Origin of the sequence: Pseudoalteromonas sp. (genome assembly GCF_041629635.1) — a bacterium.
Taxonomy (GTDB): Bacteria; Pseudomonadota; Gammaproteobacteria; order Enterobacterales; family Alteromonadaceae; genus Pseudoalteromonas.
The window spans coordinates 1-21631 of record NZ_JBFKMX010000038.1 but is presented as its reverse complement, the minus strand read 5'-3'; the positions used below and the strand labels follow the sequence as shown (position 1 = coordinate 21631).

General features: G+C 40.9%; 18 protein-coding genes. 13 read left to right on the top strand and 5 right to left on the bottom strand.

Going from position 1 to position 21631, the window contains the following annotated elements:
• Positions 1–318 precede the first annotated feature (318 nt).
• The 3 genes from ABYD77_RS07735 (at position 319) to ABYD77_RS07725 (ending at position 4322) form a co-directional block, all read left to right on the top strand.
• Positions 319–1923, top strand: coding sequence for an antiporter (locus tag ABYD77_RS07735; protein WP_372768626.1), 1605 nt, complete (start codon positions 319–321; stop codon positions 1921–1923).
• Between the two features lie 228 nt (positions 1924–2151).
• Complete coding sequence (locus ABYD77_RS07730; protein WP_372768624.1) at positions 2152–3033, top strand: alpha/beta hydrolase; 882 nt, start codon at positions 2152–2154, stop codon at positions 3031–3033.
• A gap of 335 nt (positions 3034–3368) precedes the next feature.
• Positions 3369–4322 (top strand): ABC transporter substrate-binding protein, encoded by a 954-nt coding sequence (locus ABYD77_RS07725; RefSeq protein WP_372768622.1) that lies wholly within the window; start codon positions 3369–3371, stop codon positions 4320–4322.
• 162 nt (positions 4323–4484) lie between these two features.
• Here the strand turns inward: ABYD77_RS07725 and ABYD77_RS07720 are convergent, their stop codons facing one another.
• Positions 4485–6287 (bottom strand): histidine kinase, encoded by a 1803-nt coding sequence (locus ABYD77_RS07720; RefSeq protein ID WP_372768620.1) that lies wholly within the window; start codon positions 6285–6287, stop codon positions 4485–4487.
• Between the two features lie 337 nt (positions 6288–6624).
• On the opposite strand from ABYD77_RS07720, the gene ABYD77_RS07715 reads away from it, so the two are divergent.
• The 10 genes from ABYD77_RS07715 (at position 6625) to ABYD77_RS07670 (ending at position 17109) form a co-directional block, all read left to right on the top strand.
• Positions 6625–10350 (top strand): nitrate reductase subunit alpha, encoded by a 3726-nt coding sequence (locus ABYD77_RS07715; protein ID WP_372768618.1) that lies wholly within the window; start codon positions 6625–6627, stop codon positions 10348–10350.
• Positions 10351–10361: 11 nt separating this feature from the next.
• A complete protein-coding gene (gene narH, locus ABYD77_RS07710; protein WP_372768616.1) occupies positions 10362–11894 on the top strand; it encodes a nitrate reductase subunit beta in 1533 nt (510 codons plus the stop codon).
• A 3-nt stretch (positions 11895–11897) separates the two neighbouring features.
• A complete protein-coding gene (narJ, locus tag ABYD77_RS07705) occupies positions 11898–12635 on the top strand; it encodes a nitrate reductase molybdenum cofactor assembly chaperone (RefSeq protein WP_372768615.1) in 738 nt (245 codons plus the stop codon).
• Positions 12636–12646: 11 nt separating this feature from the next.
• The gene (gene narI / locus ABYD77_RS07700; RefSeq protein WP_372768613.1) at positions 12647–13357 is read left to right on the top strand and encodes a respiratory nitrate reductase subunit gamma; all 711 of its coding nucleotides are present in this window, start codon (positions 12647–12649) and stop codon (positions 13355–13357) included.
• A 77-nt stretch (positions 13358–13434) separates the two neighbouring features.
• On the top strand, positions 13435–14235 hold the full coding sequence (locus tag ABYD77_RS07695) for a peptidylprolyl isomerase (RefSeq protein ID WP_372768611.1): 801 nt from the start codon (positions 13435–13437) through the stop codon (positions 14233–14235).
• Positions 14236–14247: 12 nt separating this feature from the next.
• On the top strand, positions 14248–14946 hold the full coding sequence (gene can, locus ABYD77_RS07690) for a carbonate dehydratase (RefSeq protein ID WP_372768609.1): 699 nt from the start codon (positions 14248–14250) through the stop codon (positions 14944–14946).
• Positions 14947–14952: 6 nt separating this feature from the next.
• Entirely contained in the window at positions 14953–15297 is a 345-nt protein-coding gene (locus ABYD77_RS07685) for a hypothetical protein (protein WP_372768607.1), read from the top strand.
• A gap of 121 nt (positions 15298–15418) precedes the next feature.
• Complete coding sequence (locus ABYD77_RS07680) at positions 15419–16147, top strand: hypothetical protein (RefSeq protein ID WP_372768605.1); 729 nt, start codon at positions 15419–15421, stop codon at positions 16145–16147.
• An 82-nt stretch (positions 16148–16229) separates the two neighbouring features.
• The gene (locus ABYD77_RS07675; protein ID WP_372768603.1) at positions 16230–16859 is read left to right on the top strand and encodes a hypothetical protein; all 630 of its coding nucleotides are present in this window, start codon (positions 16230–16232) and stop codon (positions 16857–16859) included.
• A 40-nt stretch (positions 16860–16899) separates the two neighbouring features.
• Entirely contained in the window at positions 16900–17109 is a 210-nt protein-coding gene (locus tag ABYD77_RS07670; RefSeq protein ID WP_372768601.1) for a hypothetical protein, read from the top strand.
• 193 nt (positions 17110–17302) lie between these two features.
• Here the strand turns inward: ABYD77_RS07670 and ABYD77_RS07665 are convergent, their stop codons facing one another.
• The 4 genes from ABYD77_RS07665 to ABYD77_RS07650 form a co-directional block, all read right to left on the bottom strand.
• Positions 17303–19486, bottom strand: coding sequence for an OsmC domain/YcaO domain-containing protein (locus ABYD77_RS07665; protein ID WP_372768599.1), 2184 nt, complete (start codon positions 19484–19486; stop codon positions 17303–17305).
• A 246-nt stretch (positions 19487–19732) separates the two neighbouring features.
• Positions 19733–20350 (bottom strand): class I SAM-dependent methyltransferase, encoded by a 618-nt coding sequence (locus ABYD77_RS07660; RefSeq protein ID WP_372768597.1) that lies wholly within the window; start codon positions 20348–20350, stop codon positions 19733–19735.
• Positions 20351–20378: 28 nt separating this feature from the next.
• Positions 20379–20849, bottom strand: coding sequence for a GNAT family N-acetyltransferase (locus tag ABYD77_RS07655; protein ID WP_372768595.1), 471 nt, complete (start codon positions 20847–20849; stop codon positions 20379–20381).
• Between the two features lie 90 nt (positions 20850–20939).
• Positions 20940–21311: a VOC family protein gene (locus ABYD77_RS07650; RefSeq protein WP_372768593.1), complete on the bottom strand. Its 372-nt coding sequence runs from the start codon at positions 21309–21311 to the stop codon at positions 20940–20942.
• Positions 21312–21631: the final 320 nt, after the last annotated feature.

Sequence of the window (21631 nt, the reverse complement as noted above, 5' to 3'; positions counted from 1 at the left end):
TTATTCGTTTAATAGGTTGTTGCGTTTATTTTCGCGCTAAATGTACTGTAAAAATTGATTTAAATCATGATTAACTCAAATCAAATTTAGTTAATTATTTGCCAACTACCTACAAATAGGTAGTTTTAATTTCCTGTATAAACTGACTACTTAATTGAATTTATTGGTTTTTTTCTTTTTGTTTGTGGAAGGGGAAGAGCTGTGTCGGTTATTGTATCTATTTCTGGGTAGGGGGGAGCTACCGCATTTAGTTAATTGTTCCAACCACGTTCAACAGACATAGTAGGAACAAATCCCAAGCTCTAAGGCATAAAAATTATGAGTGATCTAAAAAAGTGGGATCCCGAAAATGAACAATTTTGGGAATCCGAAGGAAAAAAAATAGCAAATAGAAACTTATGGATTTCGATCCCGAGTTTATTATGTGGTTTTGCCGTTTGGCTTTACTGGGGCATTATCACAGTACAAATGCTCAATTTAGGCTTTCCATTTGCCAAACCTGATTTATTTAGTCTGATGGCGATTGCTGGTCTCACTGGTGCGACTCTGAGGATCCCCAGCAGCTTCTTTATTCGTTTATGTGGTGGGCGAAATACCATCTTCTTTACCACTGCATTGTTAATGGTGCCAGCGATAGGTACAGGCATAGCATTACAAGACCAAAATACGCCGCTTTGGATGTTCCAACTATTAGCGTTGCTATCTGGTATTGGTGGCGGTAATTTTGCCGCATCTATGTCAAATATTAGCTTTTTCTATCCTAAAAAAGAGCAGGGACTGGCGCTTGGCTTAAATGCAGGGTTAGGTAATTTTGGCGTAACGACCATGCAAATCTTAGTGCCGCTGTTTATGACGTTTGGTATCTTTGGTGGCGAGTCAATGACTTTAGTTAATACCTCAGGTACGTTAATTGGTAAGATCCCTGCAGGTTCTGAAACCTATATTCATAACGCCGGTTTCTTATGGCTTATGTTCTTAATTCCGCTGTTCTTTTTAGGCTGGTTCGGTATGAATAATATTCGTACCAAAGAGGTGTCGCCTGATATTGGTAATCCGCTCTCAAGCTTTATGTTAATTTCAGTAATGTTGTTTATTGGTTTCGTCACTGCGGCATTTGGTCTATGGCTAATGTTACCTGAAGCGGCAAATGGTTCGGGTTTTGGTGTACCAAAAGAAATAGTATTGGTGTTAGTGGTTGCATCGACAGTATTCCTATTAAAAATGTTACCAGGACAAATTAATAAATCACTCACCCGTCAGTATCAAATTTTCAACAATAAACACACTTGGGTAATGAGTATTATTTATACCATGACGTTTGGTTCGTTTATTGGTTTTGCAGCGTCTTTCCCATTAGCAATTAAAGTTATTTTCGGCTATCAACACGTAATGGTTGATGGTGTGATGACTCACGATACGATCAATCCAAATGGCCCAAGTGCGCTGATGTATGCTTGGATGGGTCCGTTTATTGGTGCACTTATTCGTCCTCTAGGCGGTTGGATCTCGGATAAATTTGGTGGTGCACTGGTTACACAAATTTGTTCAGTTGTAATGGTAGGCAGTGCACTGGGTGTGGCTTACTACATGCAAGCGGCTTATCAATCGGCTACACCAGAAGAATTCTTCTTGCCATTCTTCTTATTGTTTTTATTACTGTTTGCTGCAACAGGTATCGGTAATGGTTCCACTTTCCGCACTATCGCAATGGTATTCCCGAAAGAGCAAGCAGGCCCTGTACTTGGTTGGACATCTGCAGTTGCAGCTTATGGCGCTTTCTATATTCCGAAAGTATTAGGTGAACAAATTAAAGCCACGACTCCAGAAGTTGCATTAGTTGGTTTCGCAATTTTCTACGCGGTATGTTTACTTATCAACTGGTGGTTCTACTTACGTAAAGATGGCGAGTTTTATAACCCTTAGCATCGTACGCAAACTGTTCATGGAAGAACGCTCCCGAAAGGTTGAAAAACCTTAATCTGCAAAGCCACTTAATTAACCTTAAGTGGTTTTTTTTATTTGTTAGATTGTTGTAATACGTGAGGTTGATTCTCGAAACATGCAGATAATCAGCGAAGAGTGCAATGATTTCACGCTTTCTTCACAAGTGTGTAGCTAGTATGGCTGCATACTATAAACATGGAACTTACTATGAAAACACGCAATTTGAACATCTTAGTCGCACTTATTTTATACACCTTAGTTATGAATAGTTTAAACGGTGACGCTTGGGCTTCTGACTTTGACCTTGCAGCACATTATCAACATAACGTTAAACAAGTTAAGGTGGAGCAACAGCCACTAGACGCAGAAAAGGTGGTTATCAATTTTACGAGTTTTGATGGCGCGCAAGTTAACGGTCAAATCAGTTACCCTAAAATCAAGCGTCAGCAATACCCATTGGTAATAGCAATGCATGCGATGGGACGCAGTTATCCGCGTTGGTGGCATGCTGAATTGAAAGGGTCAAAAACGGTCACTCAGGTGCATAAACTTACCGAATTAGCTCACCAAAATGGGTTTGCAGTGATTGCTCTGGATGCTCGTCATCATGGTTCTCGCAAGCAGGCAGATGTGTCTTTGAAAGAGATCATGACAAATTTACATCAAGGTGATAAGCAAGCTTATCAAGATATGATACGCCACAGTATTCTTGATTATCGCTTGTTACTTGATTGGCTACACCTGCAACCGCAATTTAAAGATCAACAAATTCGCGTTGTTGGCTATAGCATGGGAGGCCAAATGGCGTTGTTGCTTGCAGCAATAGATGAACGTGTGTCTGAGGTGTTGAGTATCGTTCCTCCACACATAGATGACACCATGCCAGTTGTTGCTCCAGTGTTAGCGGCAAAGATGATTGACGATAAAGCTGTCACATTGCTAACGGCTAATCAAGATCAGTATGCAACAGAGCAACAAAACCAAACATTATTTGATGCAATAGCAAGTAAAGACAAGGTGAGACTGGTATTTAATGCTGACCACATATTACCAGAGAGCTACGTCGAGAAAATCCGTTATTGGTTTTAATAGACTTTACGATTGGAATGAAATTCTAAATTTATTAATAAGTTAAGTTTTTGTTTATTGATTGATGCAGTATAACTATTGTCACTAAGACCTAATAAATGTTGGGCATATTTTATATGCAGTAGGTTTGCTGATGAACAATGGGCTCTATCTACGAATAGATGGATCCCATAAAGTCGTCAACAAACTATGGATCAATGCTTGTGAAAGGCTGACATCGTTAACCGTAAAAACCACGTAATCATTAGAGTTTTTTGGTAAATGTAAAGGTGAATTAACGGATTTGGGCTAAAGTTATTTTTAATGGCTAAAGCATCAAGGTGATGAAATAAAGGATGATGATTTCAAGAACATTCATTGCTGTTTGGTTACTTTCATTTTATTTAAACGGCGCTAACGCAAAAAGCAATGAAAACGAAGCGATTAAAATTATTTTAAATAACTGGTCATCGCAACTTGTTGCTTCGCATATTTTAGGCACTATATACGAAAATCAAGGTTACAAAGTAGAGTATGTGAGCTACCCAACCGATGGTCAGTGGTACATTTTAAAGCACAACATAGCGCATATTCAGGTAGAGGTATGGGAAGGTACTATGGCTGAAAAGTCACTTATGTTAATTAATAAAAAACAGTTGCTTGATGCTGGGAATTATAATGTCTTCACCAGAGAAGACTGGTGGTATCCTGATTATGTAGAGGAGAAATGTCCTGGCTTACCCAATTGGCAAGCACTTAAGCATTGTTCACAGCTTTTTTCTGAAAAAGATAATGTGACTAAAGGAATATACTATGGCGGGCCTTGGGAAAAACCCGATAAAGCCAGAGTGAGATCGCTAAAATTAAACTTTCAAGTCATAAATGTTAATCATGCTGACCAATTGTGGATTAAGTTAAGAAAAGCCTATGAACAAAAGAAGCCTATTCTCCTTTTTAATTGGACCCCAAATTGGGTTGGTGCCAAGTATAAAGGAAAATTTGTTGAGTTTCCGGAATTTTCGCCGTTATGTGAATCGGATCCGAATTGGGGAATTAATCCAGATTACCTTTACGATTGTGGTAATCCTAAAGCGGGTTGGCTTAAAAAAGTGGCTTCTACAGAGTTTCCTTTGAAATGGCCTTGTGCTTACACAATGTTAACTAAAATGAATTTTAATAATACTGAATTAGAGGAAATTGCTGCTTTGGTTGATGTAACTAAACTCACACCAACACAAGCTGCTAATTATTGGTTAGACAACAATAAACACCGCTGGCAATCTTGGTTAGATAATGGCTGTTCAACCTAACAAACAAAGGAACTCAATTTAACATTGTATTTTGGTAGTGTGATGAATATTTAAATTACACTTTATGCTTTCCAACAAGTATTTCACTTTCCTTTTCCAGCTTTTTTTATGTCGTAAACAGTACTGTCGAGAGGCTCGCTTAATAACTCTTATCGAAATTATTTATGCTACCTGTGAATACAGATAAGACGGTTTAAAGCGAACGTGTATTTCGGTCCCGCCGTCAGCAACCTCAGTCATATTAAACTCGCCTTTTAATGAGGTGCTCCGCTCTCGCATAATAGCGAGACCATAGTGATTCACTTTTTGAGGATCTGAACCAATACCAATACCATTATCAGAAATGGTTAACGAGATGGATTTATCGGCATTTTCACCAATCGTAATTGATGCTTCAGTCCCCTTGGAGTGGTATACCGAATTCTGTAACGCTTCTTTTGCCACCTGTAAAATATGGATCTCTTCGGTTGGAGAAAGCGGAATATTGCCAATGTGATAATCAAGGCTAAGGCGCATTTCAGTGCGTTGCTGCAGTAAATCAAGGGTATCATTCAGTGCCTGTTGTAAGCCTGAGTCGGTGATTTGCAATCTAAACGTGGTGAGTAGTTCGCGCAGCTGGCGATAGGCCGAACTAATACCTTCGCGCAATTCGGCAATAATCTCTTGCAATGATTCTTTCTCAACGTCTTTATCTACCCCTTTTTGAATTCGGGTTACCTGAATTTTAAGGTATGAAAGTGACTGCGCGAGGGAGTCGTGTAATTCTCGGGCAATAATTGAGCGTTCATTATGTAGAGCGATACGACGTTGTTGGTGGCTCTTGCCCTGTAAACTGAGCGCAAGGGTAATTTGGTCAGCAACGGATTTAAATAACTGACTTTGCCATGGATCCAGCAATGCACCTTCTGGTAAGTTAACGACTAACACACCATATCTCACCGTGGGTGTTTGCAAAGGGAACTTAATTTGAATGGTTTTAGAACTGCTGTCATAAACATATTGCCTTTCATGACAGGTAGCACAATTGCCTTTAACACAAGCATTTAATAATAATTGCTGTGGGCTAGATACTAGATGTTGAAATGGTACTTCGCCTTGAGGAGTCAGCAAACATAAGTCTATGTTGGATATTTCACTAATTTCAGCAAGTTGTTCAATAATCGGTTGAAACATCAATTCGCCAGATGCAGATTGGTTGGTTTGATTAGAAATATCAAACAATAACTCGATCATGTCTTTGCTGCGTTTTAATTTTCTCGTCTTAGAGGCAATACGTTTTTCTAAATTAGCATACTGAGCTTCAATGGTATCACTGGCTGCGTTGATAGTGTTGGCAAGCAAACCTAGCTCATCTTGTTGATCAAGGTTAACGCGGTGAGAGAAATCACCTTGTGTGGATTTTTTTGCCACATTGGTAAGCTCTTTTAAAGGTATTGAAATTTTGTAGTGAACAGAATAAAGGCAAATATAGATCAGGATTAAAGTAATAAACAGTGTTGTGATTTGCACGATGCGCAATAACTCCAAGCGGCTTTCGGCTTTTTGTTGGTATAGAATCACCTGATTGTCAATCAGATCAACAAATGCGGTGGCGTTTAATAATAACTTATCGATAGGGATTTGTTGTTGTATTGCTTGTTTAAATAACGGGCGAATTTCTTCCTGCCAAGTTGTTTTTATGGTGTTGTAGCCATGCTCAATAGCAATGTCTTTGTGTTGGGTAAACTCAATTTTTAAAATGCCATTGTTCAGTTTTTTTTCAAAGCGCGAGATTGAATTGTGTATATGAGTGAGCTTTTCTTCACTAGGTAAGTTTTGATAATCGGCTATTTGGCTGGTTGTTTTAAAGGTTAACATGCGCATTGAACCAGATAGATTAATCGCGGCGCCATCAAACTCACTCAGTTCAGAAATATAAACAGACGAAAAAATACTGATAAATGCCATGGCAATCACGCTAGTCATGAGTGCGCTAATTCGAAAAACAATGGAACGTTTGGCACGATTTAACATTTATTTCTTCTCTCTTTAAAAACTACCCCTTAAAACATCACTGTTGTTATGTTCAATGCGTTTTTATGGGTATGTATATCGCTGAAGCCCCTATTATAAGAGGTTCAATTTTTCACTCTATACCTACAAGGGGGTAGTTAGCAATACCCTGCCAGTTGCCTAATTTTGGCTTCTTGATCTATATCAATTTTATTACCTACTGAGCTCTTATTATCTCTTTCAGCACTGGTTTTTTTGCTTGCTGTCACCAAGCGATAACGCCGTAAGAAAAGTAATGTAGGAGTGAAAAATGAGTCACTTTTTAGATAAAATGCAATTCTTTAAAACAAAAAAAGATGCATTTTCCAATGCTCATGGTGTAACCACCAATGAAGATAGAAGCTGGGAAGATGGTTATCGCCGTCGTTGGCAGCATGACAAAATTGTTCGTTCAACGCACGGCGTAAACTGTACAGGTTCATGTAGCTGGAAAATTTATGTAAAAGACGGGCTAGTAACATGGGAAACACAACAAACAGATTACCCTAGAACACGTCCCGATCTGCCTAATCACGAGCCAAGAGGTTGCCCTCGCGGGGCTAGTTATTCTTGGTATATTTACAGTGCCAACCGCTTAAAACACCCAAAAATAAGAAAACGCTTAATCAAATTATGGCGTGCCGCTAAGTTGCAGCACAAAGACCCTGTTGACGCATGGGCTTCAATTGTAGAAAACCCAGAAAAAGCGAAAGAATACAAACAACAACGTGGTCTTGGTGGGTTTATTCGCGCTGATTGGAATGAAGTTAATGAAATCATTGCGGCAGCGAATGTTTATACAGCAAAAACTTATGGCCCGGATCGTATTACAGGCTTCTCACCAATTCCTGCGATGTCGATGGTATCGTACGCGGCCGGTGCGCGTTACTTATCACTTATCGGTGGTAACTGTTTAAGTTTTTATGATTGGTACTGTGATTTACCGCCAGCATCACCACAAATCTGGGGCGAACAAACTGACGTACCAGAGTCGGCAGATTGGTATAACTCAAATTATATTTTAGCGTGGGGCTCAAATGTGCCACAAACGCGTACGCCTGACGCGCACTTCTTAACAGAAGTACGTTATAAAGGCACCAAAGTGGTGTCAATCACTTCCGATTACTCTGAATTATCGAAATTGACGGATCATTGGTTAGCTCCAAAGCAAGGCACTGACTCTGCACTTGCAATGGCGTTTGCCCATGTTATTTTAAAAGAGTTCCATGTTAAGGGGCACAGTGACTACTTTAGTGACTACGTGCGTCGTTACACTGACTTCCCAATGCTAGTTTTGCTAGATGAAACGGAAAAAGGCTTAAGCCAAGGTCGTTTTTTAAGAGCGTCAGACTTATCCGATAACCTAGGTCAAGATAACAACCCAGAATGGAAAACCATTGCTATTAACGAGACCGATGGTGAGCTGGTATCGCCAACGGGCTCTGTGGGTTATCGCTGGGGCGAAAAAGGTAAGTGGAACATTGATCAACTGGATGGTAAATCAGGCGAATCAGTACAGCTGAAAACCAGTCTAAAATCCGGCCATGATGAAATTGTTGAAGTTAACTTCCCTTATTTTGGTGGCGCTGAACACGAGTTTGGTTACTTCCAAAATACCCAGCATGATGAAATATTAAAACGTAAAGTACCAGTTAAACGCATTTCGCTAGCAGATGGTTCAACCGTATTAGTAACCACCGTATTTGATTTAACGGTAGCAAACTATGGTGTGGATAACGATTATAATGATCCTAATGTAGCGCTTACTTATGATGATGACATTCCTTATACACCGGCGTGGCAGGAACAAATTACCGGTGTACCGCGTGAAGATGTAATTAAGATTGCCCGTGAGTTCGCACAAACTGCGGATAAAACACGTGGCCGTTCAATGATCATCGTTGGGGCTGCGCTAAATCACTGGTATCACATGGATATGAACTATCGCGGTCTAATTAACATGTTGATGTTATGTGGTTGTGTGGGTCAATCAGGCGGTGGCTGGGCGCACTACGTAGGTCAAGAAAAACTGCGTCCACAAACCGGTTGGCAGCCGTTAGCGTTTGCTCTAGATTGGCAGAAACCACCGCGTCATATGAACGGTACTTCGTTTTTCTACAATCACTCAAGCCAATGGCGCTACGAAAAACTGCGTATGGAAGAAGTATTATCGCCACTTGCCAATAAAGAGAAATGGACCGGCTCAATTATTGATTACAACACACGTGCTGAGCGTATGGGTTGGTTACCATCAGCACCACAGCTGGGTAAAAACCCACTAGAGGTGTGCAAAGAAGCGAAAGCAGCGGGCTTGTCACCGAAAGATTATGTGGTGAAAAGCTTAACTGAAGGCAGTTTAAACTTTGCTTGTGAAGAGCCTGAAAATCCTAAAAATTTCCCACGCAATATGTTTATTTGGCGCTCAAACCTACTTGGCTCATCAGGTAAAGGTCATGAATACATGCTGCGTCACTTATTAGGTACAAAGCATGGCTTAATGGGTAAAGATTTAGGCGAAGAAGGTGGTGTTAAACCAGAAGATGTGAAATGGGAAGATACACCTGCGGAAGGCAAGTTAGATCTGCTTGTTACCCTTGACTTCCGTATGTCTACTACCTGTTTGTATTCAGATATCGTACTGCCAACCGCGACATGGTACGAAAAAGACGATATGAATACTTCGGATATGCACCCGTTTATTCACCCATTATCAAAAGCGATTGACCCAGTGTGGGAAGCGCGTTCGGATTGGGATATTTTCAAAGGGGTAGCGAAAAAATTCTCTGAATTGACAGAAGGCCATTTAGGAAAAGAAACCGATATTGTTACCTTGCCAATTCTACACGATACACCAGCTGAAATCGCACAGCCATTTGGTGTGAAAAAATGGTGGAAAGGAGAATGTGATCTTATACCGGGTAAGACAGCGCCAAATATGATTGAAGTTGAGCGCGACTATCCTAATACCTATAAGCGCTTTACTTCACTCGGACCATTGCTTGAACAACAAGGCAACGGTGGTAAAGGCATTAGCTGGAATACCGATGAAGAAGTCGAATTTCTTGGCAAACTAAATCAAGTTCACCGTGAAGAAGGTGCGCATAAAGGGCGTCCTAAGATTGAAACAGCGATTGATGCAGCTGAAGTTATTCTGTCTCTAGCGCCTGAAACGAATGGGACTGTGGCGGTGAAAGCATGGGCTGCGTTAAGCGAATTTACAGGTAAAGATCATACCCACTTAGCTAAACCAAAGCAGGAAGAGAAAATTCGTTTTCGCGATATTCAAGCGCAACCACGCAAGATTATCTCTTCACCGACTTGGTCAGGTTTAGAAGATGAACATGTGTCTTATAACGCAGGTTATACCAATGTGCATGAGCTCATTCCTTGGCGCACTGTTACAGGTCGTCAACAGTTCTATCAAGATCATGAATGGATGCGTGACTTTGGTGAAACCATGTGTGTGTATAAGCCACCGATTAACTTAAAAACCGTGCAACCTATTATGAATCAAAAGCCTAACGGTAATAAGGAAATTGCACTGAACTGGATTACGCCACACCAAAAGTGGGGAATTCACAGTACTTATTCAGACAACTTACTAATGTTGACACTGAGTCGAGGCGGCCCGATTGTTTGGTTATCTGAAATTGACGCTGAAAAAGCAGAGATTAAAGATAATGATTGGATTGAAGTATTTAATGTTAACGGTGCAATTGCAGCAAGGGCGGTCGTGTCTCAACGCGTACCTGAGGGTATGAGTATGATGTATCACGCACAAGAACGAATTGTAAATGTGCCAGGGGCAGAAACCACGCAAACTCGCGGCGGCATTCACAACTCAGTAACCCGTGCAGTAATGAAGCCAACCCATATGATTGGCGGATATGCACAGCAGTCCTACGGTTTTAATTATTACGGCACGGTAGGCTGTAACCGCGATGAATTCGTGGTGGTACGTAAGATGAACAATGTAGATTGGTTAGATACCGAATAAGGGGCAATGAGATGAAAGTAAGAGCGCAAATAGGTATGGTGCTAAACCTTGATAAATGCATTGGTTGCCACACTTGTTCTATCACTTGTAAAAACGTTTGGACTTCACGCGAAGGCGTTGAATACGCATGGTTTAATAACGTAGAAAGTAAGCCGGGTATTGGTTATCCAAAAGAATGGGAAAACCAAGAAAAGTGGAATGGTGGCTGGAAACGTAACAGTAACGGCAAGATTGAACCACGCCAAGGAGGCAAGCGTCGTATCTTAGCAAATATCTTTGCTAACCCAGACATGCCAGAAATTGATGACTACTACGAACCATTTGATTTTGATTACCAACACCTTCATAAAGCGGGTGAAAGTAAGCACCAACCAGTAGCGCGTCCGCGCTCACTGGTGAGTGGTCAGCGTATGGAAAAGATCAATTGGGGGCCAAACTGGGAGGAGATCTTAGGTACGGAATTTAAAGAACGTCGTAAAGATAAAAACTTTGAGCAAATTCAAGCGGATATTTACGGTCAATTTGAAAAGACCTTTATGATGTACTTACCCCGTTTATGTGAGCATTGTATCAACCCTGCGTGTGTTGCATCGTGTCCAAGTGGTGCAATTTATAAGCGTGAAGAAGACGGTATCGTACTAATTGACCAAGACAAGTGCCGAGGTTGGCGCATGTGTGTCTCGGGTTGCCCGTATAAAAAGATCTACTACAACTGGAAAACAGGTAAGTCAGAAAAATGTATTTTCTGTTATCCACGCATTGAATCAGGTCAACCAACAGTTTGCTCTGAAACCTGTGTTGGACGAATTCGTTACCTTGGTGTGATGCTTTACGATGCTGACCGCATTGAAGCAGCAGCATCGGTGGCGAATGAACAAGATTTATATCAAGCTCAGTGCGATATTTTCCTTGATCCAAATGATCCTGAGGTACAACAAGCAGCGCGCCAAGAGGGCATTCCACAAGCGTGGTTAGATGCAGCGATTGATTCACCTGTTTATAAAATGGCAATGGATTGGAAAGTGGCATTACCGCTGCACCCTGAATACAGAACACTGCCAATGGTTTGGTACATACCCCCACTTTCGCCAATTCAAAGTGCAGCTGAAAGTGGCACTGTGGGCATGAATGGAGTGATCCCAGATCTGAAATCGTTACGCATCCCAGTGAAATACTTAGCGAACTTATTAACCGCAGGTGATGAAAAACCAGTGATAAAAGCGTTAGAACGGATGTTGGCAATGCGCGCTTTCAAACGTTCAGAGCAGGTTGATGGCGAGCTTGATCTCGAGGTGCTAAAGCAAGTGGGATTAACCGAGCATCAGGTACAGGATATGTATCAGATTATGGCATTAGCAAATTATGAAGATCGTTTTGTCATCCCGACGAGCCATAAGGCGTATGCTGCGGATGCCTATGATATGAAAAATAGCTGTGGCTTTAGTTTTGGTAATGGTTGTAGCACAGGTAATAACGACGGCAATATGTTTGGCGGTAAAAAGCAGGCTGTGCGTCAAGTTATACCAGTAGAAGTACAGGATTAAGTTATGAAAATTTTAAAACTCATTTCGTATTTACTGGATTACCCAGCAGATGACTTACCTCTGCATAAGGGTTCTATGATTGATACCGTCACTGAAGCAGAACACCTTAGTGAAAACGCAAAAACACTGTTAATAGATTTTATCAAGTCACGCTGTGCGTTAGATATTCTCGACTGGCAGTCTGATTACGACGGCTTATTTGAGCGCGGTCGCTCATTGTCATTGTTATTGTTTGAACACGTGCACGGCGAAAGCCGTGACCGTGGTCAGGCGATGATTGACTTGCAGAACCAATATAAAGCCGCGGGCTTAGAAATAGGGGTCAGGGAATTACCCGATTATATTCCCTTGTATCTTGAGTTTGCTTCAACGCAGGGCTCTGATAATGCTAAACATTGGTTGCAAGATGTGGCGCACATCATTGCGTTACTAGCGGCACGCCTTAAAAAACGTGAAAGCAACTACGCGAACTTGATGTTGGCACTATTGGATATTGCAGAGATCGACATTGATCTCGCAGCAGTCGAAAGTCAAATCGAAAATGAAAAACGTGACGACACCAAAGAAGCACTCGATAAAGTCTGGGAAGAAGAAGCGATTAGCTTTGGCGGTGATGCGGTCAATGGCGGCTGCCCAAGTAATGCGAATCGCCCTTCTGAAGGGCAACGTCGCGATCAAGATTTACCAATTAATTTTGTCGATGCAGCGTCTAGTACGCGTCCATCGCAACCACTTCATTAAGGGGAAACAGTATGGAATACATTAACACCTTGTTGTTTGGTATTTACCCTTTCATTGCACTGGCTATATTTGTGTTAGGTAGTTTAGTGCGTTATGACAAAGAGCAATACACTTGGAAAACTGGTTCGAGCCAATTGCTCGAGAGTAAAGAACTCAAACGTGGTTCTCGCGCCTTTCATATCGGCATTATCATGATATTACTTGGTCATGCGGTGGGTTTATTAACACCGCACCAAGTTTGGGATGTGTTAGGTATTAGTGCAGCGTTTAAACAAGTCGTGGCGATGTCTGTGGGTGGCTTTTTTGGCCTAATTTGCTTATACGGCTTATTAATTCTTGTTAAACGTCGTTTAAATAATCCACGTATTCGCGCAACCAGCAGCACCATGGACATTGTTATTCTATTGACCATTTTAGTGCAGCTTATATTAGGTCTGATCAGTATTTTATTCTCTTTCTCACATTTAGATGGCAGTGAAATGTTATTGATGATGGGCTGGGCACAAAATATTGTAACTTTCGATATTTCAGAGGCTTCCGCTTATATTGCACCAGTGGGCTTTATTTATAAGTTACATATTTTCTTGGGCATGACATTAATTGCAATGTTCCCATTTAGCCGATTAGTTCATGTATGGAGCGTACCTGTTCGTTACTTCCGTCGCAACTATCAAGTTGTACGAGAAAAGCAAAGCGAACAAGTAACGAGAGAAACAATATAACCCTTTTCCGGTAGTCCAGGGCGGCCGAAGTTTGGTCGCCTTTTTCCGAGGCAATTTGATACACATAAAGGTATGTAATGAGTTTAACAAATACCCCGAGTGTGACGGTAAATGACATCGTTATCTCGCCCGCTCAAATCGATGCTGAAATGCAATATCACCCTGCAGCATCACGCCGTGAAGCCATGATTAAAGCCACTGAATCCTTGATCATTGGACAATTATTAAAGCAACGTGCTGCTGAACTAAATCTAACTATCGATACGGCAAGTTTTTCAAATGAAGCGCAAGCTGAAGATGCGCTATTAAACCAACTTCTTGAAAAAGAAGTCGATATTCCTAAAGCAAGCAAAGCAGAGTGCGAACATTTTTATCAACAGAATAAAGCGAAATTTACCAGTGCACCACTACTCGAAGTAGACCATATTTTAATAGCCAGTGCTCCCGAAGACTTAGAAGGTCGCGAGCACACCAAACAACTAGCGCAACAGCTGATTGAACAGCTCGTGCAGCAGCCAGACGAATTTGCTCAATTGGCACGTCAGTATTCTGCTTGCCCATCTAAGGAAACCGGCGGTAACTTAGGGCAAATTAGCAGTGGTCAAACTGTAGCTGAGTTCGAAAAGGCTATTTTTGCGGCATCTGAGGGACTAATTAACTATCCCGTTGAATCACGTTTTGGCCATCATATTGTCTTTGTCAGACGCAAAGTGGACGGTAAGCAACTACCTTACGATCTGGTAGCAAAAGAGATAGAAGCGTACCTGAATAACAAAGTAGAACATAAAGCCATTGCCCAATATATTCAGATTTTGATAGGTGAGGCGACAATCGATGGTTTTGCTTTTGATCAGCAAAGTTCACCACTTGTGCAATAAAGAGAGTTATTTATGTGTGGGTTAGATAAGTTATTTACAAATAATGAACAATGGGTAAGTAATTGTACTGCAGATAATCCGGAGTTTTTCCATGATTTAGCTGCGCAACAAACACCTGAATATTTATGGATTGGTTGTGCTGATTCGCGGGTACCTGCTAACCAAATTGTTGGTTTGAAACCAGGTGAATTGTTTGTCCATCGCAATATTGCCAATCTGGTACACAATATGGATTACAACTGTATGTCAGTGGTGCAATACGCGGTAGAAGTTTTGAAAGTGAAACATATCATAGTTACTGGGCATTATGGCTGTGGCGGTGTGCAAGCAGCAATGGATGACCAAGAACATGGACTGGTTGATAATTGGCTGCGTTCGATTAAAGATGTATATGCACAACATCGTGAAGAGGTTGATAGTTTGCGTTTTCGCGAGCAACGCATCAATCGTCTTTGTGAGCTTAATGTGATTGAGCAAGTAAAAAATCTGTCAAAAAGCAAAATTCTGTTACATGCTTGGCAGCGTCAACAAGACGTTAGTATTCACGGTATGATCTATAGCATTTGTGATGGACGTTTGAAAAACCTTAATGTTAGCGTGAATAGCGCTGAGCATATTGATAGCTTATATAATTTAAAAGCGACCACGCGAGAAAATCGACCCGAAATTGTAACGTCACCAATGTGTTCTGTTGGTGGTGAGCTAGATTAAAAGTAAGTGGGCAATTCACCGAATCCGTTTATTGCAAAGTGGAGTGCTGAAGGGCATACCTTATGCCTAGGTCATTGGCAAATAAGCTATAAAGGTTTACCTATTCGCTTGCAAGAAAAACAAAAAGTAAATGATATGGGGACATATGGTGTATATGACCCCATTTTTGATAATGATCCCGAGTTCTCCGAAGGATTGGAAGAAGATGATTGGATCCTCGCTAATCTCGATTGGCTATCTAAAGTATTTTTTAAACACCACATTCCCTGTGACGAAGCGCACTGTCGCTGGTTTTATCAAGCGGTAGATAAAGCAGACTGGCGTTGTGGTAGTTGCGGTGGATGTATGTAAATATGTTATTTAATTACTCACATCCAAAATAAGACAATAAAAAGATTAAGATTGCGGATGCTGCTTTGGGGTATAAACTCGTCGGTACAGTGTTATTTATCGTTACCTAACAAGGAATTTTATGCGCTATAGCCGATTACTCGATTCTTTTTTATTGTCGTTTACTTGGTTGTTACTTGCCACAGGCTGTGGTGAAAGCTATCAAGAGCTGGTTGAGCGCGAAGCAGAGCTGCAAAAAAGTTGGCCATCGTGGCTTGAGTTTGAAGCTGCTGTAGCAAAGCCACAGTGGTGGCATTCCATTCCGATTAAGTATTTAGATCCAATGAATTATACGTCAGAAGAAATGAAAGCGTATCATGATAAAAATACCGGCATTGATAAATATAAACGCGACTTTAAAGTACTGTTTGCCCGAATGTTAAAAAATCGCGGCAATGATGTGCAAGAGATGGCTGGCTTTTTAGGCCGTGGTACAGTCGATGAGTTTTACCCTTTAAATGCGTTTTATATCTCAAATTACATGCATGAAACTTGGCAAAGTGAGTACTGCGGTCAGTGTAATGATGCCAATGCAGCGATAAATATTGGTACGCAGTGGCTTCACCGTTTAACAAAAGATGGTGATTACACTCGCGCTAAGCAAGTTATTGATCAGCTTTTTGAATTAAAATACGACAGAGCTATTCCATATCAGCGCTACACCTTGATCCGCGCATATCGCAATTTGTTATTAAAAACACACAGCCGTGAAGACGCTTACGCGATTTTAAAACCCTATATTTTTGATAATATAAAACTTGCTGAACAAGCGAACGATCAAAAAATGATGCAGTGGTGGATGGATTTATAAACACTGTTTGTACTAATCCAAGGTTAAAATAACCGCTTTGTGGCAGGTGCTACTGATAAGCTTTCAATTTTTAATGATTTTAATGAAACCAAATTACGAAAATTACAGTTATAGATCGCTCTTAGAAGCGTTAAATAGTATTGATAAAAGCGCTTATCCGGAGCGGGTAGTTGAAATTGAGTCATGCATACAGAATTGGCTTGAAAAAAAAGAATTTAGCGCTCGCTATAAGGATAATCGCTTCACGTCTTTATTACTTCTGATAACGCTGAGTATTGCAGGTATATTAACCTACTTTTATGGTAATTCAGATGATGTAAGACGCTATGCTATCCCTTTATTCCTCGTTTTATCACCATTTTGTTATTGGAATATTCTGCATAAATTTAAGACCCACAAACATGTTATTTGCCAAATAGATCAAGCAGGTGCCTTTTTAAGAAATGTAAACACTGATAACTTTATATATTGGCAAGAGGTTAAACGCGCAGGATTTGTAACAATAAAACGCAAAACAAAAATTTGGTTTGAAAAGCAAAATCAGCAAGATGTTATTATTGAACTTAACCTATTTGATTTAGACAGTACCGAGGTTTTTGCTTTTGTAAATTATAAAGCCGAGCAATATGGCTTTGAATTATTTGAAATTGATGGGTTTGGCCAACAAAAAACAGTTATTCCAGCAAGAAATTCACAAAAGATAGAGACATAGGTATAGTAATTTTTCATATTGTTTATAAGGACATTTACACATGAATATTAATGGCACACTGATTGGTGAATTAATTTTTTATTCGCTTATTATTTTTGTTCCGCTTGTTGGGTTTTTGAGCTTTTATTTAGGTAAACGTAAAACCACATCCCCAAAAGTGATTGCGCTTGTTGGCGTGGTACTTTCATTTGTACCACCACTTGGTTTGATATACTTAGGTGCATTGGCGCTAAAAGAGGATATAAAATAGTTCAATTTGGAGAAATTGGCTGAAGAGGCTGCTTAGGTCTTTGATACTAAGAGGGGTCGTTTTAAAAAAATCGCACTCGTGAATAATTTTGCTACTAAGAGGCCTTTGCTTAGTGCACTTTTGATAAAAACCTTGGCTACATAGAAGTTGGCATAAAGCTGGGTAAGCCCTAACGGACTTACCTCAAATTATTTTACTTACCTGCAATTTTTGCGCGAGCGCTGTGCAGCTTTTTGTAGCTTTCGATTAAGCGCAGGTGCTTATCTAAGCCTTCTAGCTGTGAGTTAGTTGGTGTTAAACCATAAAAACGCACATCGCCATTAATAGAACCAATAATCGCGTTCATTACTTCTTCGCCAAACATACGCGTGAAGTTATGCTGGTAGTCTTCAAACTCAAGCTCGTCATCAAGTGCTACTTGCAGTGTTGCGTGTAGCGCTTGATAGAATAGACCGCGCTCAACGGTGTTATCGTTGTACTGTAAGAAGCTTTCAACGAGGTTATTTACTTCTTCTAAATCGCCTAATGCTAAGTAAATTAATAGCTTAAGCTCTAGAATAGTAAGCTGACCCCACACTGTGTTTTCATCAAACTCAATACCAATTAGGGTAATGATATCAATGTAGTTATCGAGCTCGCTTTCTTCTAAACGATTAACTAAATCAGCTAGCTGGTCGTCTGACAGTGAATGCAGGTTTAAAATATCGTCGCGGTATAAAAGTGCTTTATTGGTGTTATCCCAAATTAAGTCTTCTGCTGGGTAAACCTCAGAATAATCTGGTACCAAAATACGGCATGCTGTGCCAAGGCCTGTAAATTCAGCAACATATGCTTCTTTACCAAGGTCTTCTAAAATACCAAATAGGGCATCGCACTCTTCTTGGTTAGTGCCTGAGAAATCCCATTCCACAAACTCATAATCGTGCTTGGCACTAAAGAAACGCCAAGAAATAGTACCTGTTGAATCAATAAAGTGCTCAACAAAGTTTTCTGGCTCTTGTACTGCCATTGAGTTAAAAGTTGGCTTAGGTACATCGTTTAAGCCTTCAAAACTGCGGCCTTGTAATAGCTCAGTAAGGCTTCGCTCAAGCGCCACTTCAAAACTTGGGTGCGCACCAAATGAGGCAAATACGCCGCCCGTTTTCGGGTTCATTAAGGTAACACACATTACCGGGAACTGACCGCCAAGTGAGGCATCTTTAATGACTACTGGGAAGCCTTGCTCTTCTAGCCCTTTAATACCCGCAACAATGCTTGGGTATTTGTTAAGTACGTCTTCTGGTACATCTGGTAATACAATTTCTTGCTCGATGATTTGGCGTTTTACCGCGCGCTCGAAAATCTCAGATAAACACTGTACTTTGGCCTCTGCAAGGTTGTTACCCGCGCTCATGCCGTTACTTAAAAATAAGTTTTCAATCAGGTTTGACGGGAAGTAAACCGTTTCGCCGTCTGAATGACGGGTGTACGGAATTGAACAAATACCGCGCTCAACATTACCTGAGTTAGTGTCAATTAGGTTAGAACCACGTAGCTCTTGCTCTGGGTCGTAAATATCCAGCGTGTAGTCGTCTAAAATCTCGTGTGGTAGCTCGTCATCTGGGCCTGGTTTAAACCATTTTTCATTTGGGTAATGGACAAAATCGCTATTGGCAATTTCTTCACCAAAGAACTGATCGTTATAGAAAAAGTTACAGTTTAAACGCTCAATAAATTCGCCAAGTGCTGAGCACAATGCGCTTTCTTTGCTTGCGCCTTTACCATTGGTAAAACACATCGGCGATGCTGCATCGCGAATATGCAACGACCATACGTTTGGCACAATGTTACGCCACGATGAGATTTCAATTTTCATGCCCAAGTCTTCTAAAATCTTGGTCATGTTTTGAATGGTTTGCTCAAGCGGTAAGTCTTTACCTAAAATCATGGTATTGGCGTCGCCTTCAGGCTGACCCATTAACATGGCTTGTGCGTCTTCATCGAGGTTTTCAACTGCTTCTACAACAAACTCAGGGCCTGTTTGAATTACCTTTTTAACGGTACAACGGTCGATTGAACGTAAAATACCTTCACGGTCTTTGTCAGAAATGCTCTCTGGCAGTTCAACCTGAATTTTAAAGATTTGGTTGTAACGGTTTTCTGGGTCAACAATGTTGTTTTGCGACAGGCGAATATCGTTAGTTGGAATATCGCGCGCGTTACAGTACACCTTTACAAAATACGCCGCACACAGCGCAGATGAGGCAAGAAAATAATCGAATGGACCAGGTGCGCTACCATCGCCTTTATAGCGAATAGGCTGATCGGCAATAACGTTAAAGTCGTCAAACAGCGCTTCTAAGCGCAAGTTATCAAGATAATTTACTTTGATTTCCATGAATTAGGTTCCAAGTGTGTCGCCGCGAATAGGTGGTTGCAGCAAGGCAAACATAATGGCTGTAATTATCCGCTTTTTTAGCGCTTAATTCACTAAAATCGGAAAATAAATACTTTTTATCCCAAGTTCAGGTTATCTATTGCTACATTAGGTGAGTTATTTAAGCGAGCGAATATTGTGCTTGCTGATAAAAGCAAAGAAGAAACAGAGTAAATAGGGCGAGTAGGTGTATGTGGTTACACCTTGCTAGCCCTTTATTACAAAGTGACAAAACACAAACTTTTGAGTTGTAGAAAAGGGTGTTTTATGGGTTTCATGGAGTTGGTCTTTAAGCACAAAATGCTCACCAAATTCGCCTTGTAAGCTTTCTGCACTGTAGCGCACAATCGGTAAGCCGCTGCACTTCTCTGGGCCGTCTTCTGCAAATGTGGCAATAATAATGTGGCCATTTGGTTTAACCGCATGCAGCACGTTTTTAATATAAGCACCGCGCTCTTCAGGCGTTGTTAAAAAGTGAAATACCGCGCGATCATGCCATACATCAAATTGATGTTTTGGTAGTGTTACGTCTGTTATATCCGCTTCAATCCACTTTACGTTTTCTGCATTAACACCAATGCGCTTTTTAGCTGTTTCAAGCGCTGCGCCAGATAGATCAAGCACCGATACATTTGTATGCCCATTTAACAGCAAGTCATCAACCAAAGTGGACGCGCCGCTACCCACATCAATAATGGCAGCACTTTTTTCACAATTTAAACGGTTTATAAACTTTAACGAGGTGACTGCATGGGGCTGAAACCAACTTACATCACTTAATTCTTTTGTAGTGTAAACCGTTTCCCAATGTGATTTTTTGTGCATGGTGTTTCCTGAGTTGGTTTGTAAAGACTCAAACATCGGCGGCATATTCGAAGTTCGAGCGCTTTGACTTGTTAGCAGTAAATATCATGCGCAATACTTGCTGTCCAGTTGGCTCATGAAGCTTTTCCTCTAGAAACACGAAACCATATTTTGAATAAAAGTTACGGCCAATCTTGTTGGCTTTGAAAACCTCGACCTCCAAATCGCCAAGAAGCTCTTGAGCTGTATCCATTAATGCTTTACCGATACCTTTGCCGTGATAATTAGGTTGGAGAAATATTGCACCAACCTCGCTCCCCATGAGTGAAATGAAACCCTTTACTTCACCATCTATTTCAGCGACCCACGTATCAGTATTAGGTAGATATATTTCAGCAATATTCTTACGCTCCTGTGCGATAAATTCATCGGTCATAAATTCATGAGCTAATCGTGTTGCTACTTCCCATGAGTCAAGAACAAATTCCAAATCTGTTGTCTTATATTGTCGTATACGCACTTATTTGATTCCTTTACTGCTAAGCACTACGGTGCGAACGCATTAAGCGTCCGGCTTTGCTAGGCGCGTGTTGATGCATGACACCAAGCATCACCGCTTTTCTTCCATAAGGCCCACCAAGTTTCCGTCGGGGTCACGAAGAAATCCTGTCCATAGCTCATGGTCCGGCATTTTTGCGGCGAGTTGCGGCTCTCGTTCATTATTTGCACCACGTGCAAGAATAGCAGAGTGGACTGCCTCGATATCAGAGACCTTGAAGTAGAGAATAGAGTTAGCGCCGACAGTTCCTGCACCTTGTGGAGTGCTCAGCATTATGCGCACCCCATCCGCATTTAGAAACGCAAGTTCAGGACCAGCGTTAAAAAGTAAATCTAATCCCAGTGCATCGCGGTAAAAGGCTAAGGCTTTCTCAACATCACTAACGGTGATTGCAATCTGGCCAATGGTGGATAGCTTTGTCATATTAACTCTCTCTTTATACCTACGACACCTTAAGCGGTGAGTAACAGTTTGCTAAAATATGAAGCGAAGTGGAACCGAGCAAACTATGACGAATCCGACTTTAAAACCTTGATATTTATTGAACCTTCTCCCGGAAGTTTAGCGAACAGCTAAACCTCAAGGGACCAAACCAAAAGGAGAAGTTCAATGAAATTCTATACTACTTTTCACAAATATTATTGTGGAATTTACCTGCATGCACACATTTTATACGTTTGCATACTTGATGAGCGTGCTAATAAAGTTGTTCATCAAAAAATAAAAGCTGATAAAACTGAATT

Bases quoted from the DNA above. Each gene is read 5' to 3' on its own strand.
- ABYD77_RS07675 (WP_372768603.1), top strand. From the start codon at position 16,230: ATGAAACCAAATTACGAAAATTACAGTTATAGATCGCTCTTAGAAGCG.
- ABYD77_RS07695 (WP_372768611.1), top strand. From the start codon at position 13,435: ATGAGTTTAACAAATACCCCGAGTGTGACGGTAAATGACATCGTTATC.
- ABYD77_RS07680 (WP_372768605.1), top strand. From the start codon at position 15,419: ATGCGCTATAGCCGATTACTCGATTCTTTTTTATTGTCGTTTACTTGG.
- can (WP_372768609.1), top strand. From the start codon at position 14,248: ATGTGTGGGTTAGATAAGTTATTTACAAATAATGAACAATGGGTAAGT.
- ABYD77_RS07725 (WP_372768622.1), top strand. From the start codon at position 3,369: ATGATGATTTCAAGAACATTCATTGCTGTTTGGTTACTTTCATTTTAT.
- ABYD77_RS07670 (WP_372768601.1), top strand. From the start codon at position 16,900: ATGAATATTAATGGCACACTGATTGGTGAATTAATTTTTTATTCGCTT.
- ABYD77_RS07730 (WP_372768624.1), top strand. From the start codon at position 2,152: ATGAAAACACGCAATTTGAACATCTTAGTCGCACTTATTTTATACACC.
- ABYD77_RS07660 (WP_372768597.1), bottom strand. From the start codon at position 20,350: ATGCACAAAAAATCACATTGGGAAACGGTTTACACTACAAAAGAATTA.
- ABYD77_RS07650 (WP_372768593.1), bottom strand. From the start codon at position 21,311: ATGACAAAGCTATCCACCATTGGCCAGATTGCAATCACCGTTAGTGAT.
- narJ (WP_372768615.1), top strand. From the start codon at position 11,898: ATGAAAATTTTAAAACTCATTTCGTATTTACTGGATTACCCAGCAGAT.
- ABYD77_RS07720 (WP_372768620.1), bottom strand. From the start codon at position 6,287: ATGACTAGCGTGATTGCCATGGCATTTATCAGTATTTTTTCGTCTGTT.
- narH (WP_372768616.1), top strand. From the start codon at position 10,362: ATGAAAGTAAGAGCGCAAATAGGTATGGTGCTAAACCTTGATAAATGC.
- ABYD77_RS07715 (WP_372768618.1), top strand. From the start codon at position 6,625: ATGAGTCACTTTTTAGATAAAATGCAATTCTTTAAAACAAAAAAAGAT.
- narI (WP_372768613.1), top strand. From the start codon at position 12,647: ATGGAATACATTAACACCTTGTTGTTTGGTATTTACCCTTTCATTGCA.
- ABYD77_RS07735 (WP_372768626.1), top strand. From the start codon at position 319: ATGAGTGATCTAAAAAAGTGGGATCCCGAAAATGAACAATTTTGGGAA.
- ABYD77_RS07665 (WP_372768599.1), bottom strand. From the start codon at position 19,486: ATGGAAATCAAAGTAAATTATCTTGATAACTTGCGCTTAGAAGCGCTG.